13 protein-coding genes are annotated in these 16,531 nt (G+C 67.1%); 5 read left to right on the top strand and 8 right to left on the bottom strand.

Going from position 1 to position 16,531, the window contains the following annotated elements; genetic code table 11:
* Window positions 1–39: 39 nt before the first annotated feature.
* The 6 genes from kdsA to cyoA all read right to left on the bottom strand — a co-directional run bounded on the left by kdsA (window position 40) and on the right by cyoA (window position 7,164).
* Window positions 40–873 (bottom strand): 3-deoxy-8-phosphooctulonate synthase, encoded by an 834-nt coding sequence (gene kdsA, locus ABQJ56_RS02830; RefSeq protein WP_367843480.1) that lies wholly within the window; start codon window positions 871–873, stop codon window positions 40–42.
* A gap of 91 nt (window positions 874–964) precedes the next feature.
* Window positions 965–2,635 carry a CTP synthase gene (gene pyrG / locus ABQJ56_RS02825; protein ID WP_367843479.1) on the bottom strand — a complete coding sequence of 557 codons (1,671 nt, stop codon included), beginning with the start codon at window positions 2,633–2,635 and terminating at the stop codon, window positions 965–967.
* Between the two features lie 650 nt (window positions 2,636–3,285).
* On the bottom strand, window positions 3,286–3,633 hold the full coding sequence (gene cyoD / locus ABQJ56_RS02820) for a cytochrome o ubiquinol oxidase subunit IV (RefSeq protein ID WP_367843478.1): 348 nt from the start codon (window positions 3,631–3,633) through the stop codon (window positions 3,286–3,288).
* Entirely contained in the window at window positions 3,633–4,247 is a 615-nt protein-coding gene (cyoC, locus tag ABQJ56_RS02815) for a cytochrome o ubiquinol oxidase subunit III (protein ID WP_367843477.1), read from the bottom strand. Before cyoC ends, cyoD begins: the two co-directional genes overlap by 1 nt.
* 4 nt (window positions 4,248–4,251) lie before the next feature.
* Entirely contained in the window at window positions 4,252–6,267 is a 2,016-nt protein-coding gene (gene cyoB / locus ABQJ56_RS02810; protein ID WP_367843476.1) for a cytochrome o ubiquinol oxidase subunit I, read from the bottom strand.
* Window positions 6,268–6,270: 3 nt separating this feature from the next.
* On the bottom strand, window positions 6,271–7,164 hold the full coding sequence (gene cyoA / locus ABQJ56_RS02805) for a ubiquinol oxidase subunit II (RefSeq protein WP_437343390.1): 894 nt from the start codon (window positions 7,162–7,164) through the stop codon (window positions 6,271–6,273).
* Window positions 7,165–7,438: 274 nt separating this feature from the next.
* Between cyoA and ABQJ56_RS02800 the strand changes: the two genes are divergently transcribed.
* The 3 genes from ABQJ56_RS02800 to ABQJ56_RS02790 all read left to right on the top strand — a co-directional run bounded on the left by ABQJ56_RS02800 (window position 7,439) and on the right by ABQJ56_RS02790 (window position 11,882).
* The gene (locus ABQJ56_RS02800; RefSeq protein WP_367843474.1) at window positions 7,439–9,238 is read left to right on the top strand and encodes an aminopeptidase P family protein; all 1,800 of its coding nucleotides are present in this window, start codon (window positions 7,439–7,441) and stop codon (window positions 9,236–9,238) included.
* Window positions 9,239–9,301: 63 nt separating this feature from the next.
* Window positions 9,302–11,191 carry a DNA topoisomerase IV subunit B gene (gene parE / locus ABQJ56_RS02795; protein WP_367843473.1) on the top strand — a complete coding sequence of 630 codons (1,890 nt, stop codon included), beginning with the start codon at window positions 9,302–9,304 and terminating at the stop codon, window positions 11,189–11,191.
* A 169-nt stretch (window positions 11,192–11,360) separates the two neighbouring features.
* Window positions 11,361–11,882: a 3-hydroxyanthranilate 3,4-dioxygenase gene (locus ABQJ56_RS02790; protein ID WP_367843472.1), complete on the top strand. Its 522-nt coding sequence runs from the start codon at window positions 11,361–11,363 to the stop codon at window positions 11,880–11,882.
* Here ABQJ56_RS02790 and ABQJ56_RS02785 read toward each other — a convergent pair.
* Entirely contained in the window at window positions 11,873–12,427 is a 555-nt protein-coding gene (locus ABQJ56_RS02785) for an NUDIX hydrolase (RefSeq protein ID WP_367843471.1), read from the bottom strand. The genes ABQJ56_RS02790 and ABQJ56_RS02785 overlap by 10 nt on opposite strands.
* Window positions 12,428–12,588: 161 nt before the next feature.
* Here ABQJ56_RS02785 and ABQJ56_RS02780 point away from each other — a divergent pair, with 161 nt between their 5' ends.
* Both ABQJ56_RS02780 and ABQJ56_RS02775 read left to right on the top strand, forming a co-directional pair.
* The gene (locus tag ABQJ56_RS02780; RefSeq protein ID WP_367843470.1) at window positions 12,589–14,073 is read left to right on the top strand and encodes an amino acid permease; all 1,485 of its coding nucleotides are present in this window, start codon (window positions 12,589–12,591) and stop codon (window positions 14,071–14,073) included.
* A gap of 77 nt (window positions 14,074–14,150) precedes the next feature.
* Window positions 14,151–15,605 (top strand): amino acid permease, encoded by a 1,455-nt coding sequence (locus tag ABQJ56_RS02775; RefSeq protein WP_367843469.1) that lies wholly within the window; start codon window positions 14,151–14,153, stop codon window positions 15,603–15,605.
* Between the two features lie 441 nt (window positions 15,606–16,046).
* Here ABQJ56_RS02775 and ABQJ56_RS02770 read toward each other — a convergent pair whose 3' ends face one another.
* Complete coding sequence (locus tag ABQJ56_RS02770; RefSeq protein WP_367843468.1) at window positions 16,047–16,379, bottom strand: high-potential iron-sulfur protein; 333 nt, start codon at window positions 16,377–16,379, stop codon at window positions 16,047–16,049.
* Window positions 16,380–16,531: the final 152 nt, after the last annotated feature.

Here is a 16,531-nt window from a genome sequence, read left to right as displayed (position 1 = left end):
AGGTGGCGATTCAGGGTTGACCCGGGATGGTCCCCGGCGTCACAAGGTGTCTTCGAGGAAGCCGTGGCGCTTGGTCACGGCATCCAGCTCCATCAATGTTTCCAGCAGCGCTTCCATCTTGCCCAGCGGCCAGGCATTGGGGCCGTCGCTGAGCGCCCTGGAAGGATCGGGGTGCGTCTCGGCGAACAGCCCGGCCACGCCCGCGGCCACCGCCGCGCGCGCCAGCACCGGCACGAACTCGCGCTGGCCGCCGGAACTGCTGCCCTGACCGCCCGGCAACTGCACCGAATGGGTGGCGTCGAACACCACCGGGCAGCCGGTCTCGCGCATCGCACTGAGGCTGCGCATGTCCGAGACCAGGTTGTTGTAGCCGAAACTGGCGCCGCGCTCGCAGACCAGGATGCTGTCGTTGCCCACGGCCTTGGCCTTGGCGACGACGTGCTTCATGTCCCACGGCGCGAGGAACTGGCCCTTCTTGATGTTCACCGGCTTGCCGGCGCGGGCCACGGCCTGGATGAAATCGGTCTGGCGGCACAGGAAGGCCGGCGTCTGCAGCACGTCCACCACCGCGGCAACCTCGCCGAACGGGGTGTATTCGTGCACGTCGGTGAGCACCGGCACGCCGATCTGGCGCTTCACCTCGCCGAGGATGCGCAGCCCCTCCTCCATGCCCGGGCCACGGAAGCTGGTGCCGGAGGAACGGTTGGCCTTGTCGAAGCTGGACTTGAAGATGAAGTTCACGCCGAGCTTGCCGGTGATTTCCTTGAGCTTGCCGGCGGTATCCAGCTGCAGTTGCTCGGATTCGACCACGCAGGGGCCGGCGATCAGGAACAGCGGCCGGTCGAGGCCGACTTCAAAATGGCAGAGTTTCATCGCTGCACTCCTTCAGGGTGCAGCGATGACGCCACATCGTCATTGCGGCCATGGATTGGCCGGAACCCAGTCACAGGGATGTGAGAACCTTTCATGCCACGGCTCCCTGCGCCAGCTTGTGGCCGTCGCGCACGGCCTTGTACTCGCGCGCGGCGCGCACGAAGCCGATGAACAGCGGGTGGCCGTCACGCGGGGTGGAAGTGAACTCCGGATGCGCCTGGCAGCCGAGGAACCACGGGTGCTTCTGCGGCGGCAGCTCGACGATCTCGACCAGCAGGTCGTCCATCGACTTGCCGGAGATCACCAGGCCCTGGTCCTCGAAGCTCTGGCGGTAGCGGTTGTTGAATTCGTAGCGGTGGCGATGGCGCTCGCGCACCACGTCCTGGCCGTACATCTCGCGGGCCAGCGTGCCGGCCTTGAGGCGGCACTCCTGCGCGCCCAGGCGCATGGTGCCGCCGAGATCCGAACGTTCGCTGCGCTGCTCGACTTCGCCGGCGGCCGTGGTCCACTCGGTGATCAGCGCGATCACCGGGTTCGGCGTGTTGCGGTCGTTCTCGCTGGAGTCGGCATCGGCCAGCCCGGCCACGTGGCGGGCGAAATCCACCACCGCCGCGTGCATGCCGTAGCAGATGCCGAAGTACGGCACGCCGTGCTCGCGCGCGTACTTCGCGGCCATGATCTTGCCTTCGAAGCCGCGCTTGCCGAAGCCGCCCGGCACGAGGATGGCGTCCATGGCGCCGAGCACCTTGGCGGCGCCTTCGGCCTCGACCTGCTCGGAGTCGATCCACTGCAGGTTCACCCGGGTCTGCTGCTTGATGCCGCCATGGCGCAGCGCCTCGCCCAGCGACTTGTAGGCGTCCTTGTGCTCCACGTACTTGCCGACGATGGCCACGTTGACCTCGTCCTTCGGGTGCACCACGGCGTCCACCGTGCGCTGCCAGCCGGAGAGATCGGCCGGCTTGGCGTCGAGGCCCAGCCTCTTCACCACGATCTCGTCCAGGCCCTGCTGGTGCAGCCACAACGGGGTCTTGTAGATCACGTCCACGTCCACCGCGCTGATGACGGCATTCTCGGGCACGTTGGTGAACAGCGCGATCTTGCGCCGCTCGCCCTCGGGCAGCGGCTGCTCGCTGCGGCACAGCAGGATGTCCGGCTGGATGCCGATCGAACGCAGCTCCTTCACCGAATGCTGGGTGGGCTTGGTCTTGATCTCGCCGGCGGCCTTGATGAACGGCACCAGGGTGAGGTGCATGAACAGGCACTTCTCCGGGCCATGCTCGATGCGCAGCTGGCGGATCGCCTCCAGGAACGGCAGCGATTCGATGTCGCCCACCGTGCCGCCGATCTCCACCAGCGCCACGTCGAAGCCGCGGGTGGCCTCGTGGATGCAGTGCTTGATCTCGTCGGTGATGTGCGGGATCACCTGCACGGTGGCGCCCAGGTAGTCGCCGCGGCGCTCCTTGCGGATCACGCTCTCGTAGATCTTGCCGGTAGTGATCGAGTTCTTGCCGGTGAGCCGGGTATGGACGAAGCGCTCGTAGTGGCCGAGGTCGAGGTCGGTCTCCGCGCCGTCGTCGGTCACGTAGACCTCGCCGTGCTGGAACGGGCTCATGGTGCCCGGGTCTACGTTGATGTACGGGTCGAGCTTCATCATGGTGACCGAGAGGCCACGCGCTTCCAGGATGGAGGCCAGCGACGCCGCGGCGATGCCCTTGCCAAGCGAGGACACCACACCGCCAGTGACGAAAATCAGGGGGGTCATGGAAAGCAGCCGTGCTGGAAATACGCATTCTAGCGGCAGACGGCCTCCGCCGCGAGATGTCGCGGTGGGCCGGATTCATGATGAATTGCGGTTGCGCGGCCAGCCCTCCTTGCTGAAGACGGGTTGTTGCCTGCCGTGTTCGCGAGGAACAAAGCGGTTTCGAGCCCCTGCCGCGGCCCGGGTCACTTTCTCTGTGCTTGCCCGAGAGAAAGTAGCCAAAGAAAGGGGGCGCCCATGGCGCGCCCTCCGGACCTCCCGCCCTGCGGGTGCGCGGCGCTTTGCCTTGCTTTGGCCGTTGCTTCTGGCGCGCACGATGGGCGCCTGCTTTTATGGGGCCCCTGGGCGGCCGTGAGGCGGGGACGAGGAGGCCGCGCAGCGGGCGAGGCCACGGATGGCCTCGCCTTTTCGCGCGGGCAGGAGCCCGCTCGAAAAGCCCGGCCCCGCCTCACGGACTTGCCGTCCATGGATGGACGGCAAGCGCCGCCCCGGGGTGGCCTTCTCTTTTGGTTACTTTTCTCTTGGCCACGCAAGAGAAAAGTAACTCGGGCGCCAGCAGGCGCACGAAACCGCTTTGACGCTTGCGCTGCCCCAAACAAAACCGGCGGCCCCTCGCGGAGCCGCCGGCAGCAGGACCATCGGGAGCGCCAGCCTCAGCCGTGCGCCATCCCCGGCATCATGTAGGCATTCATGTTGTGCAGCACCCACAGCGACCCGATCACCACGATCGCGATGAAGATCAGCGCGCACGCCATCACCATCAGGTTCTCGCGCTGCTCCGGGGCGATGCCCATGTGCAGGAAGAAGCCGAGCTGCACCAGCACCTGGGCCACGCAGAACACCATCAGGCCCGGCACGACCAGGTGGTGCGGCACCATGCCGGTCATCACGCAGCCGAAGGACAGCAGGGTGAGCACGAGCGACAGCCCGAAGCCGACCATGTAGGACGAAAGCGAGCCGTGCTTGCCGCCGTGGGCGGCCTGTTCATGAGCGTGCGACATCACAGCACCCCGTGCAGATAGACAAAAGTGAACACGCAGATCCAGATCACGTCGAGGAAATGCCAGAACAGGCTGAGGCAGGACAACCGGCGCTTGACGATGCCGTCCAGGCCATGGCGGCGCACCATGTCCAGCATCACCACGATCCAGATCAGGCCGCAGGTGACGTGCAGGCCGTGCGTGCCGACCAGGGTGAAGTAGGCCGACAGGAAGGCGCTGCGGTCCGGGCCGGCGCCCTCGTGGATCAGGTGGACGAACTCGTGGATTTCCATGCCCACGAAGGCCGCACCGAACAGGAAGGTGACCACCAGCCAGGCCAGCACCTTGCCGCGGCGGCCGGCGTGCATGTTCAGCATCGCCATGCCGAAGGTGAAGCTGGAGACCAGCAGCAGCATGGTCTCGCCCAGCACGTACTTGAGATCGAAGATCTCCTTGCCGGTGGGGCCGCCCGCGTAGGAGTGGGCCATGACGGCGAAGGTGGCGAACAGGCCCGAGAAGATCAGGCAGTCGCTCATCAGGTAGATCCAGAACCCCAGCAGGGTCTTGGAGCCGTCGTCGTGGTGCTCGTGGTGGCCGGCGACGTCGTGGCCGGCGGTAATGACGGAAGCATTCATGGGATCAGGCCACCTTCTGCTCGGCGGGAGCGGCGCCCACCTGGTCAATCAGCTTGTGCAGCGGCACCAGCCGCTCGCGCTCGATCTTCTCGACTTCGGCGCCCGGCACGTAGTAGTCGACGTCGCGGTCGTAGGAGCGCACGACGAACGAGCCCACCATGCCCGCCAGGCCCAGGATCGCCAGCCACCAGATGTGCCAGATCAGCCCGAAGCCCAGCAGCGTGGCGAAGCCGCCCATCACCACGCCCACGCCGGTGTTGCGCGGCATGTGGACGTCGGCGTAGTGCGCATGGCGCGGCCAGGCGCGCTTGTGCTCCTTGTCCGCCCAGAACTGGTCCAGCTCGCTCACCTCGGGCAGCACCGCGAAGTTGTAGAACGGCGCCGGCGAGCTGGTCGACCACTCCAGGGTGCGGCCGCCCCACGGATCGCCGGTGAGATCGCGGTTGCTGTCGCGGTTGCGGATGCTCACCGCGATCTGCAGCACGGTGAAGCCGATGCCGGCCAGGATGATCACCGCGCCGATGAAGGCCACCACGAAGTACGGCTGCCAGGCCGCGTTGTCGTAGTGCTGCATGCGGCGGGTGGCGCCCATGAAGCCGAGCAGGTACAGCGGCACGAAGGCCACGTAGAAGCCCACCAGCCAGCACCAGAACGACCACTTGCCCCAGCGCTCCTCCAGCTTGAAGCCGGTGGCCTTGGGGAACCAGAAGTTCAGCGCGGCCAGGCAGCCGAACACCACGCCGCCGATGATCATGTTGTGGAAGTGCGCGATCAGGAACAGGCTGTTGTGCAGCACGAAGTCAGCGCCCGGCACCGCCAGCAGCACGCCGGTCATGCCGCCGATCACGAAGGTCACCATGAAGCCGATCGTCCACAGCACCGGCACGGTGAAGCGCACGCGGCCGCGGTACATGGTGAACAGCCAGTTGAACACCTTCACGCCGGTGGGGATCGAGATCACCATGGTGGCGATGCCGAAGAACGCGTTGACGTCCGCGCCCGAGCCCATGGTGAAGAAGTGGTGCAGCCACACCAGGAAGGACAGGCCGCCGATCGCCACCGTGGCCCACACCATCGACTTGTAGCCGAACAGCGGCTTGCCCGAGAACGTGGAGATGATCTCGGAGAACACGCCGAAGCAAGGCAGCACCAGGATGTAGACCTCGGGGTGGCCCCAGACCCAGATCAGGTTCACGTACATCATGGCGTTGCCGCCGAGGCCGTTCGTGAAGAAGTGCATGCCGAGGTAGCGGTCGGCGCCGAGCAGCGCCAGCGTCACGGTGAGGATCGGGAACGCCGCCACGATCAGCACGTTGGTGACCAGCGCGGTCCAGCTGAACACCGGCATTTTCATCAGCGTCATGCCCGGGGTGCGCATGCGCAGGATGGTGACGATGAAGTTGATGCCCGAAAGCGTGGTGCCCAGGCCGGACAGCTGCAACGCCCAGATGTAGTAGTCCACGCCGACGCCTGGGCTGAACTGCAGTTCCGACAACGGCGGGTAGGCCAGCCAGCCGGTGGTGGAGAACTCGCCCACGAACAGCGACAGCATGATCAGCACCACGCCCGACGCCGTGAGCCAGAAGCTCAGCGAGTTCAGGAACGGGTAGGCCACGTCGCGCGCACCGATCTGCAGCGGCACGACCAGGTTCATCAGGCCCACGATGAACGGCATCGCCATGAAGAAGATCATGATCGTGCCGTGGGCGCTGAAGATCTGGTCGAAGTGGTGCGGCGGCAGGTAGCCCTGGGCACCGCCCGCGGCCAGCGCCTGCTGGCCGCGCATCATGATCGCGTCGGCGAAGCCGCGCAGCAGCATCACCAGCGCCAGGATGACGTACATGACGCCGATCTTCTTGTGGTCCACCGTGGTGAACCACTCGTTCCACAGGTAGCCCCACTTGCGGAAATAGGTGATGCCGCCGAGCAGGGCCGCACCACCGATGGCCACCGCCAGCAGGGTGATCATCACGATCGGCTGGTCGAACGGGATCGACGAAAGGGAAAGCTTTCCGAACATGGCTTACTCCGCAACCTTGGCGTGATCGTGGCGCGAGGCGACGACGGCGACGCCGTCGTGCGCCGGCATGCCTTCCATCGGCATGCCCTTCATCGGCGCGCCCTCCGTCGGCTTGTCGCCGGCAGGCCTGCCGCCCACGTCGTTGTGCAGGATGTTCTCGAACAGCCCGGGCGCGACCGTCGCGTAGTACGACACCGGCACCTTTTCGCTGGGCTGTTCCAGCGCCTGGTAGGTCGGCAGGTCGAGCGCGGCCGCGCTGGCCTTCGCCCTGGCCAGCCAGTCCCGGAAGCCCTGCGAGGTGGTGGCGATCGCCTTGAAGTGCATGTCGGAGAAGCCGGCGCCGCTGTAGTTGGAGGACAGGCCTTCATAGCTGCCCGGCTCGCGCGCGATCAGGTGCAGCCTGGTCTGCATGCCGTTCATCGCGTAGATCTGGCTGCCCAGTTGCGGGATGAAGAACGCGTTCATCACCGAGGCCGAGGTGATCCTGAAATTCACCGGCGTGTCCACCGGGAACGCGATCTGGTTGACGCTGGCCACGCCGTAGTCCGGGTAGATGAACAGCCACTTCCAGTCCAGCGCCACCGCCTCGATGGTCACCGGCTTCACCTCCGAGACCAGCGGCTTGTACGGGTCCAGCGCATGCGTGCTGCGCCAGGTGATCACGGCGAGGATCGCGATGATGACGCAGGGGATGCCCCACATCACCGCCTCGATCTTCGTCGAGTGCGACCACTTCGGCGCGTAGGTGGCCTTGGTGTTGGAGGCGCGGTAGCGCCAGGCGAACCACAGGGTCAACGCGATCACCGGGATCACCACCACGGACATCAGCCCGAGCGCGATCAGGATCAGGTTCTTTTCATGCATGCCCACGTCGCCTTTCGGCGAGAGGACCTCCATGTTGCAGCCGGCGAGGAACACGGCCAGGCCTGCGCACGACCAGCGCAAGGCGGAAACGACGCTACGTTTGCTCACGAACGACTCTTTGGACGGCTAAAAGGGGGATGCCGTGGGGATGCGGCGCGCGCATCGTAGTGAGTAGCGGTGCGAAATGACACCCCGTCGAGACACAATGCCGCAGTTGAAGCATGCTGCGCGATGATCTTGCGCGTTGCGGGCCGCGCCGCGTTGTGGCAAGCATCCGGCCACATGCGCGCCTGCTAACATGCCGCGCATGAGCACTCCCGTCCCCGCCCGTATCGCCGCACTGCGCGCGGCCATGCAGCAGCACGGCGTCGCCGCCGTGATCGTCCCCAGCGCCGACCCGCATCTGTCCGAATACCTGCCCGGACACTGGCAGGCCCGCGCGTGGCTGTCCGGCTTCACCGGCTCGGCCGGCACCCTGATCGTGGGCCGCGAGCATGCCGGACTGTGGACCGACTCGCGCTATTTCGCGCAGGCCGAGCAGCAGCTCGCCGGCAGTGGCATCGCGCTGATGAAGCTGCACGTGCCGCACACCCCCGAGCACATGGACTGGCTGGCCACGCACCTGCACGAAGCCGACGTGCTGGCCGTGGCCGGCGACAGCGTCTCGCTGGCCGGCCTGCGCCAGATGGAAGCCAGGCTGGGCGAGCACGGCGTCCGCGTGCGCACCGACCTCGACCTGCCCGGCGCGGCCTGGCACGACCGCCCCGCCCTGCCGCACGCGCGCATCGTCGAGCACCCGATCGCCTGGGCCTGCACGTCGCGCGCGGACAAGCTGGCGCGACTGCGCACCGCGTTGCACAAGCGCGGCGCCACGCACCATCTCGTCTCCAGCCTCGACGACATCGCCTGGCTCACCAACCTGCGCGGCAGCGACGTGGAGTGCAACCCGGTCTTCCTGGCCCACCTGCTGGTCACGGCCGAGGGCAAGGCCACCCTGTTCGCCGAACGCGGCAAGTTCGACGACGCGCTGGTGGCGCAGCTCGCCGCCGACGGCGTCGCGATCACCGGCTATGCCGGCATCACCGGCGCGCTGGCCGAGCTGCGCAAGGACGACGCCCTGCTGTTCGATCCCGGCCGCGTGGTCTGCGCGATCAGCAACGCGATCCCCGCCGGTGTCCGGCGCATCGAGGCCGCCAACCCCAGTACCGCGTTCAAGGCGGTGAAGAGCCCGGCCGAGCTGGATCGCGTGCGCGACGTGATGCGCCGCGACGGCGCAGCGCTGGCCGGCGCGTTCCGCGAGATCGAGCACCAGCTCGCCGAGGGCAAGCCACTCACCGAGCTGGACGTGCACCGGCTCGTGCATGCCGCGCGCGCCGCGCAACCGGAATTCGTGGGCGAAAGCTTCGCCACCATCGCCGGCTACCAGGCCAACGGCGCGCTGCCCCACTACCGCGCCACCCAGGAATCGCACAGCGCGCTGCAGGCGAAGGGCCTACTGCTGGTCGACTCCGGCGGCCAGTACCTCGGCGGCACCACCGACATCACCCGCGTGCTGGCGCTGGGCGAGACCAGCGCCGAGCAGCGCCGCGACGCCACCCTGGTGCTCAAGGGCATGATCGCGCTGTCCCGCGCGCGCTTCCCGAAAGGCGCCAGCGGCCCGCAGCTCGACGCGCTGGCGCGTGCGCCGCTGTGGGCGGCCGGCTGCGACTACGGCCACGGCACCGGCCACGGCGTGGGCTACTTCCTCAACGTGCACGAAGGCCCGCAATCGATCCGCCCGCCGGTGAACGGCGGCGCGCTGGTGGCGTTGGAGCCGGGCATGATCTCCTCGATCGAGCCGGGCCTGTACAAGCCGGGCCGCCACGGCATCCGCCACGAGAACCTCGCCGTGGTGGTCGAGGCCGACAGCACCGAGTTCGGCGACTTCCTCGCCTTCGAGACGCTCACCCTGTGCCCGTTCGACCGCCGCGCACTGGAACCCGGCCTGCTCGGCCCCGACGAACGCGCCTGGCTGGACGACTACCACGCCACCGTGCGCGCCGCGCTGTCGCCGCTGCTGGAAGGCGCCGACCTCGCCTGGCTGGAACGCCATTGCGCGCCGCTGTGAGTCCTTGACCCTCCCCCTGTGCGCCGCCATGCTGCGACGCTTTCATTTGCCCGACGACCACGCATGAGCAGTCGCTACAACGCCGCCGACATCGAAGTCCTCTCCGGCCTGGACCCGGTCAAGCGCCGGCCCGGCATGTACACCGACACCACCCGCCCCAACCACATGGCGCAGGAGGTGGTCGACAACTCGGTGGACGAGGCGCTGGCCGGCCACGCGAAATCGATCGAGGTGGTGCTGCACGCGGACGGCTCGGTCGAGGTGACGGACGACGGCCGCGGCATGCCGGTGGACATCCACCCCGAGGAAGGCATCCCGGGCGTCGAGCTGATCCTCACCCGCCTGCATGCGGGCGGCAAGTTCAGCGGCAAGAACTACAACTTCTCCGGCGGCCTGCACGGCGTGGGCGTGTCGGTGGTGAACGCGCTATCGCAGCGGGTGGAAGTGACGATCCGCCGCGACGGCAACGAATACCGCATGGCCTTCGAGCACGGCGATCGCGTCAGCGAATTGCAGGTGATCGGCACGGTGCCGAAGAAGAAGACCGGCACCACCGTGCATTTCTGGCCCGACCCGAAATACTTCGACTCGCCGAAGATCTCGCTGTCGAGGCTGAAGCACCTGCTGCGCGCCAAGGCCGTGCTGTGCGCGGGCCTCGCGGTGAAGCTGACCGACGCAGCCAGCGGCGAAGTCGTCGAGTGGCGCTACGAGGACGGCCTGCGCGACTACCTGCGCGGCGAACTGGACGGCGGCGAGGCGCTGCCCGCGGAACTGTTCGTGCACCACGTGGCGCGCGACACCGAAGGCATGGACGTGGCGCTGGCCTGGCTGCCGGAAGGCGAGCTGGTGCAGGAGAGCTACGTCAACCTGATCCCCACCGCGCAGGGCGGCACGCACGTCAACGGCCTGCGCTCGGGTCTCACCAATGCGATCCGCGAGTTCTGCGACATCCGCAACCTGCTGCCGCGCGGCGTGAAGCTGGCGCCGGAGGACGTGTGGGAGCGGCTCGCCTTCGTGCTCAGCGCCAAGCTGCTCGATCCGCAGTTCGCCGGCCAGACCAAGGAGCGGCTGTCCTCGCGCCAGGCCGCGGGCATGGTGGAGAACGTGATCCACGACGCCTTCAGCCTGTGGCTGAACCAGCACGTGGATCTCGGCGAGCGCATCGCCCAGCTCGCGATCGAGCGCGCCAGCGCGCGGCTCAAGGCCGCCAAACAGGTGGTGCGCAAGAAGATCGTGCAGGGCCCCGCCTTGCCCGGCAAGCTGGCCGACTGCACTTCCACCGACCTCTCGCGCACCGAGCTGTTCCTGGTGGAAGGCGACTCCGCCGGCGGCAGCGCCAAGCAGGCGCGCGACAAGGAGTTCCAGGCGATCCTGCCGCTGCGCGGCAAGATCCTCAACACCTGGGAAGTGGAATCGACTTCCGTGCTGGCCTCCGAGGAAGTGCACAACCTCGCCGTGGCGATCGGCTGCGATCCCGGCAAGGACGACCTCGCCAGCCTGCGCTACGGCAAGGTGATCATCCTCGCCGACGCCGACTCCGACGGCCTGCACATCGCCACCCTGCTCAGCGCGCTGTTCCTCAAGCACTTCCCGCACCTGGTCAGCGAGGGCCACGTGTTCGTGGCGATGCCGCCGTTGTTCCGCGTCGACGTGGGCAAGCAGGTGTTCTACTGCCTCGACGAAGCCGAGAAGCAGGCGATGCTGCAGAAGATCGAGCGCGAGAAAATGAAGGGCGCGGTCAGCGTCACCCGCTTCAAGGGCCTGGGCGAGATGAACCCGCCGCAGCTGCGCGAATCCACCATCCATCCCGACACCCGCCGCCTGGTGCAGCTCACCGTGGACGGCGACGACGGCACCGCGAAGCTGATGGACCTGCTGCTGGCCAAGAAGCGCGCCGGCGACCGCAAGGCGTGGCTGGAGGAGAAAGGCGACCTCGCCACGCTGGAGGTGTGAGGTCGGCTCCCTCTCCCCTCTGGGGAGAGGGCTGGGGTGGGGGGCCAGTCTTGCGATAAGGTGCGGACGTGGCTGATTCGCTTCCCATGAAAGGCCGATGCGAGCACCCGCCCCTCACCTCGATCCTCTCCCCGGAGGGGAGAGGAAGAAAAGCAGCGAGGCACCGTCCATGGCACTCACCCCACCCTTCAACCTGCAAGACTGGATAGCCGAACACCGCCACCTGCTGAAACCTCCGGTGGGCAACAAGTGCATCGTCGACGGCGACTTCATCGTGATGATCGTGGGCGGGCCCAACGCGCGCACCGACTACCACTGGGACGAGGGCCCGGAATTCTTCTACCAGCTCGAGGGCGAGATGGTGCTGAAGGTGCAGGACGACGGCGTGGCGCGCGACCTGCCGATCCGCGCCGGCGAGATGTTCTACCTGCCGCCGCGCGTGCCGCATTCACCGCAGCGCATGGCCGACTCCATCGGCCTGGTGATCGAGCGCCGGCGCCTGCCGCACGAGAAGGACGGCCTGCTGTGGTTCTGCGAGCGCTGCAACCACAAGCTGTACGAGGAGTACTTCATCCTCGACAGCATCGAGCGCGACTTCCCGCCGGTGTTCGAGCGCTTCTACCGCTCGCGCGAGGCGCGCACCTGCCAGGGCTGCGGCCACCTCAACCCGGCGCCGGAACGCTACGCGTAGTTGCGCGCCAGCCACTTGCGGGCCATGCGCCGCAGCGACGCATCGGCGTGCGCATCGCCGGCGATCTCGCGCACCGGCTTCCATGCCAGCGCCAGCGACTCGGCGCTGATCGCGAATTCCTCGCTGCCGGTGGCGCGCACCACGTGGCGCACGTCGTAGTGCCAGTGCTCCGGCTCGTCGCCGCGCGCCGGGATGCAATGGGCGTCGAGATCGAAGATCTCCGGCTCGACCACCAGTTCGCCCAGGCCGGATTCCTCTTGCGCCTCGCGCAACGCCACCCGCGCGAGGTCGGCATCGCCGTCGGCATGGCCGCCCAGCTGCAGCCAGCGCCCGAGCTTGCGATGGTGGGTGAGCAGCACGCGCTCGCCGTCCGCGCTCACCAGCCAGGCCGAACCGGTGAAGTGGCCCTCGCCATGGCTGCGCTCGAACACCGCCGCATCCGATGCGAGGAATTCCTCGAAATCGGCGACGACGTCGCCCTCCTCCGGATGGCGCGCGAGATAGTCATCCAGGGCAGTGGCGAATCGCGGAAAAAAGGCTGGCATGACTTGTGGCAGGGATGCGGAAAACAACGCGCATTCTAGCTGCATCGCGTCTTGTACCCCTACAGTCGCTCCGCTATGGTTGGCCGTCCGTCGGCTCGTCGCGTCACTCTTCGTCGCGTTTCCGTTCGAGCGTGACGTCGTTGTTTTCCGGGGAGCACCGCATGCTGTTCAAGCGCATCAAGCCGATCGACCAGATCATTGCCACGGCGGAGAAGAAAAGCCTCACCCGCCAGCTCGGCGCCTTCCAGCTCACCATGCTCGGCATCGGCGCGATCATCGGCACCGGCATCTTCGTGCTCACCGCCGAGGCGGGCCAGAAAGCCGGACCCGGCATGATGATCGCGTTCGTGATCGCCGCGGTGGTCTGCGCGTTCGCCGCGCTGGCCTATGCGGAACTCGCCGCGATGGTGCCGGTGGCCGGCTCGGCCTACACCTATACCTACGGCGTGCTCGGCGAGGGTGTCGCATGGATCGTGGGCTGGGCGCTGGTGCTGGAGTACACCATCGCCGCCAGCACGGTGTGCGTGGGCTGGGCCGGCTACGTCAACGGCCTGCTCGCGCATGCAGGATTCGGTCTGCCGCACTTCCTGCAGGCGGGCCCGATGGACGGCGGCAGCTTCAACCTGCTGGCCTGCCTGATCGGCCTGGCGGTCACCGCCCTGCTGGTGGTTGGCACCTCGAAGTCGGCCAAGGTCAACACCGTGCTGGTGCTGATCAAGATTGCCGCCCTCACCGCCTTCATCTTCGTCGCGCTGCCCGCGGTGAAGGACCAGAACTTCACGCCGTTCGTGCCGAACGGCTGGGGCAGCCCGATGGGCGGCATCGGCGTGCTGGGCGCGGCGGCCTCCATCGTGTTCGCCTATATCGGCTTCGACGCCATCTCGACGGCGGCCGAGGAAACCAAGAACCCGAACCGCAACATCCCGATCGCCCTGATCGGTTCGCTGGGCGTGTGCACCATCTACTACCTGCTGGTGAGCTACGCCGCGGTGGGCTCGGTGGGTGCGCAACCCATGCTGGGCCCGAACGGGATGGCGCTTGAGCCGGGCACGCCGGCGTTCGCCGCAGCCTGCGACGGTTCGCAGGCGCTGGTGTGCAGCAAGGAAGCGCTGGCCCACGTGGTGCGCCTGCTCAACCACAACACCGTCGCCGCCTTCATCGCCTTCGCCGCCGGCATCGCATTGCCCTCGGTGATCCTGACGATGACCTACGGCCAGACCCGCATCTTCTTCACCATGTCGCGCGACGGCCTGCTGCCCAGCAGGCTGGCCAAGATCCATCCGCGCTTCCACACGCCGCACGTGATCACCCTGATCACCGGCACTTTCGTCTCGCTGTTCGGCGCGCTGTTCCCGGTGGGCATCCTCGCCGACATCACCAACTCGGGCACGCTGTTCGCGTTCATGATGGTGGCGATCGGCGTGCTGATCCTGCGCAAGACCCAGCCCGACCGCCCGCGCCCGTTCCGCACCCCGCTGCCGTGGCTGGTCTGCCCGCTGGCGGTGCTCGGCTGCCTGCTGCTGTTCCTCAATCTGTCGAAGGAAGCGAAGATCACCTTCTTCGCGTGGGGCGCGATCGGCCTGGTGGTTTATTACCTGTACGGCTACCGCAAGAGCCACCTGGCTTGCGGTACCGAGGCGGGCTGATTCCCGCGCGCCCCCATACACCGATTGTCACGTTGCCGGCACGACCACGTCGTGCCGGTTCCACGTTTGGAAGCACCATGCTCAAGCAACTGCTCGCCCGCAAGACCGAATTCGGCGCCGACGCCGCCCACGGCATTGCCCTGCAGCGCACGCTCGGTCCCTGGGGCCTGACGGCACTGGGCATCGGCGCGGTGATCGGCGGCGGCATCTTCGTGATCACCGGCCAGGCGGCGGCCGAGCATGCAGGGCCGGCGATCGTCCTGTCGTTCATCATCGCGGCGATCTGCTGCAGCTTCACCGCGCTGTGCTACGCCGAGTTCGCCACCCTGATCCCGATGTCCGGCAGCTCCTACTCCTACGCCTACGCCACGCTGGGCGAACTGGTGGCCTGGTTCATCGGCTGGAACATGGTGCTGGAGTACGGCGTGTCCGCCTCGGCGGTGGCGGTGAGCTGGACCGGCTACTTCACCAGCCTGCTCGACAACATGGGGTTGCACCTGCCCGCGGCGCTCACCAACGCGCCGCTGGCCTACCAGGACGGCCACCTCGTCGCCACCGGCGCACTGCTCAACCTCCCGGCGGTGGCGATCACCCTGACGCTGACCTGGCTGTGCTACGTGGGCATACGCGAATCCAGCGGCGCGAACCTGGCGATGGTGCTGCTCAAGGTCGGCCTGATCGTGATCGTGATCGTGGCCGGCTGGCAGTACGTGAACCCGGCCCTGTGGCATCCGTTCATCCCGGCGCAGCAGGGACCGGAGAAATACGGCTGGGCCGGCATCATGCGCGCCTCGACCCTGGTGTTCTTCGCCTACATCGGTTTCGAGGCCACCTCCACCGCGGCGCAGGAGGCGAAGAACCCGCAGCGCGACCTGCCCATCAGCACGCTCGTCTCGCTGGCGGTGTGCACCGTGCTGTACATCGGCATGGCTGCCGTCATCACCGGCCTGCTGCCGTTCGACCAGCTGGGCACCAGCGAACCGGTGGTCACCGCGGTGAAGGCCCACCCGCAACTGAACTGGCTGCGCTGGGTGGTGGAGATCGGCGCGCTGATCGGCCTGTCGTCAGTAGTGCTGGTGATGATCATCGCGCAGCCGCGCATCTTCATGATCATGGGCAACGACGGCTTGCTGCCCCCGGTGTTCGCGAAGATCCACCCGCGCTACAAGACGCCGCACATCAATACCGTGATCACCGGCATCGGCATCGCGGCGCTGGCGGCGGTGTTCCCGCTGGACATCCTCGGCGACCTCGTCTCGATGGGCACGCTGATCGCGTTCGTCGCGGTCTGCGCCGGCGTGCTGATCCTGCGTTACACCCGCCCCGACCTGCCGCGCACCTTCCGCGTGCCGTGGGCGCCGGTGATCTGCACCCTGGGCGTGTTCTCTTGCCTCGGCCTGCTGTACTGGGAGAACTGGTACCAGTGGCTGCTGATGGGCATCTGGACCGTGATCGGCCTGGCGATCTACTTCGGCTACGGCTACCGGCACAGCGAGCTGCGCCGTGCACGGGCAAGCATTGGGCGAGCTTGAGCGGAGAGCTCCGCCGAATTCCGTCGAAAACAAGTCATTTCCGTTGTAAGTCGCCCATCATGATCATTCGAGGCGGCAACCCTGGTTTTTCAGAACTTGTCTCGCCTTATCCGCACAACATGTTGTTTTTGAACAACTTAACGGAATATTTCCGAAAGAATCTCGACTCCCGACCGCCCATTTGGCCCGCCCAGGGGTATTATCCCCAGTCCGAGGGTTGATCACTTGGCAGTGGGCCCCGGATCGCGGCCCGGTGCGTCAGGTGGGTAGCTCCTCAGCCTGACGCGCCGGGCAGCATTTTTCCCGCGGCGCCCCCTCTCCGATGCCACTCGCGCCATCAGTGCGCGGTCGACGTGTGCCCACGTGACACTGCATGCAAAAAGGCCGGCACCCTGTGCCGGCCTTCGTTCGCTTGCCCGACCGGAAGCGCAGCGCGCGCGATCAACCCGCCTTCGGCGAATGCGACACGCACCAGCCTTTCGCATTGACGGACTTGCCGGGAAACAGCGCGCAGGGACCGTAGCCGGTCGGGCCGCCGGAGTAGAACTGGCAGTTGGCGCAGGCGTCGCCGGCCTTGTGCTTGGGATTGGTGGTCTTGCTGGCGTCCTCGACGTAGCCCAGCGCCTTCGCAGTCGGGTCCGCGTCGGTCACGTGCGGCAGGTCGGCCGCGCGCGCGAAACGCGGCAAGCCGCCCATCACCAATGCGGCCGCGGTGGTGCCGGCGGCCACCTTCAGGAAACGGCGACGCGATTCGTTGTTTTCGTCATGCGACATTGAAAACCTCCGTCGTTGGGAAGAACTTCCACCGCGTGCCGCGGTGGAACCGCCAGACATGCTACGCCCACCGTCACGCGCGGGGCGCGAATGGATCGCATTTGGCCGGGACACGTTGCCACAGGGCGGCATGCCGCACGTGGTATGATTCC

It is taken from the genome of Rhodanobacter geophilus (assembly GCF_040812275.1).
Lineage (GTDB): Bacteria > Pseudomonadota > Gammaproteobacteria > Xanthomonadales > Rhodanobacteraceae > Rhodanobacter_A > Rhodanobacter_A geophilus.
The sequence above is the reverse complement of the archived record's forward strand: the minus strand, read 5'-3'. Positions and strand labels throughout refer to the sequence as shown.

Excerpts from the sequence above, each read along its gene's own strand:
- kdsA (WP_367843480.1), bottom strand. The coding sequence starts at position 873 with ATGAAACTCTGCCATTTTGAAGTCGGCCTCGACCGGCCGCTGTTCCTG.
- pyrG (WP_367843479.1), bottom strand. The coding sequence starts at position 2,635 with ATGACCCCCCTGATTTTCGTCACTGGCGGTGTGGTGTCCTCGCTTGGC.
- cyoD (WP_367843478.1), bottom strand. The coding sequence starts at position 3,633 with ATGTCGCACGCTCATGAACAGGCCGCCCACGGCGGCAAGCACGGCTCG.
- cyoC (WP_367843477.1), bottom strand. The coding sequence starts at position 4,247 with ATGAATGCTTCCGTCATTACCGCCGGCCACGACGTCGCCGGCCACCAC.
- cyoB (WP_367843476.1), bottom strand. The coding sequence starts at position 6,267 with ATGTTCGGAAAGCTTTCCCTTTCGTCGATCCCGTTCGACCAGCCGATC.
- cyoA (WP_437343390.1), bottom strand. The coding sequence starts at position 7,164 with ATGGAGGTCCTCTCGCCGAAAGGCGACGTGGGCATGCATGAAAAGAAC.
- ABQJ56_RS02800 (WP_367843474.1), top strand. The coding sequence starts at position 7,439 with ATGAGCACTCCCGTCCCCGCCCGTATCGCCGCACTGCGCGCGGCCATG.
- parE (WP_367843473.1), top strand. The coding sequence starts at position 9,302 with ATGAGCAGTCGCTACAACGCCGCCGACATCGAAGTCCTCTCCGGCCTG.
- ABQJ56_RS02790 (WP_367843472.1), top strand. The coding sequence starts at position 11,361 with ATGGCACTCACCCCACCCTTCAACCTGCAAGACTGGATAGCCGAACAC.
- ABQJ56_RS02785 (WP_367843471.1), bottom strand. The coding sequence starts at position 12,427 with ATGCCAGCCTTTTTTCCGCGATTCGCCACTGCCCTGGATGACTATCTC.
- ABQJ56_RS02780 (WP_367843470.1), top strand. The coding sequence starts at position 12,589 with ATGCTGTTCAAGCGCATCAAGCCGATCGACCAGATCATTGCCACGGCG.
- ABQJ56_RS02775 (WP_367843469.1), top strand. The coding sequence starts at position 14,151 with ATGCTCAAGCAACTGCTCGCCCGCAAGACCGAATTCGGCGCCGACGCC.
- ABQJ56_RS02770 (WP_367843468.1), bottom strand. The coding sequence starts at position 16,379 with ATGTCGCATGACGAAAACAACGAATCGCGTCGCCGTTTCCTGAAGGTG.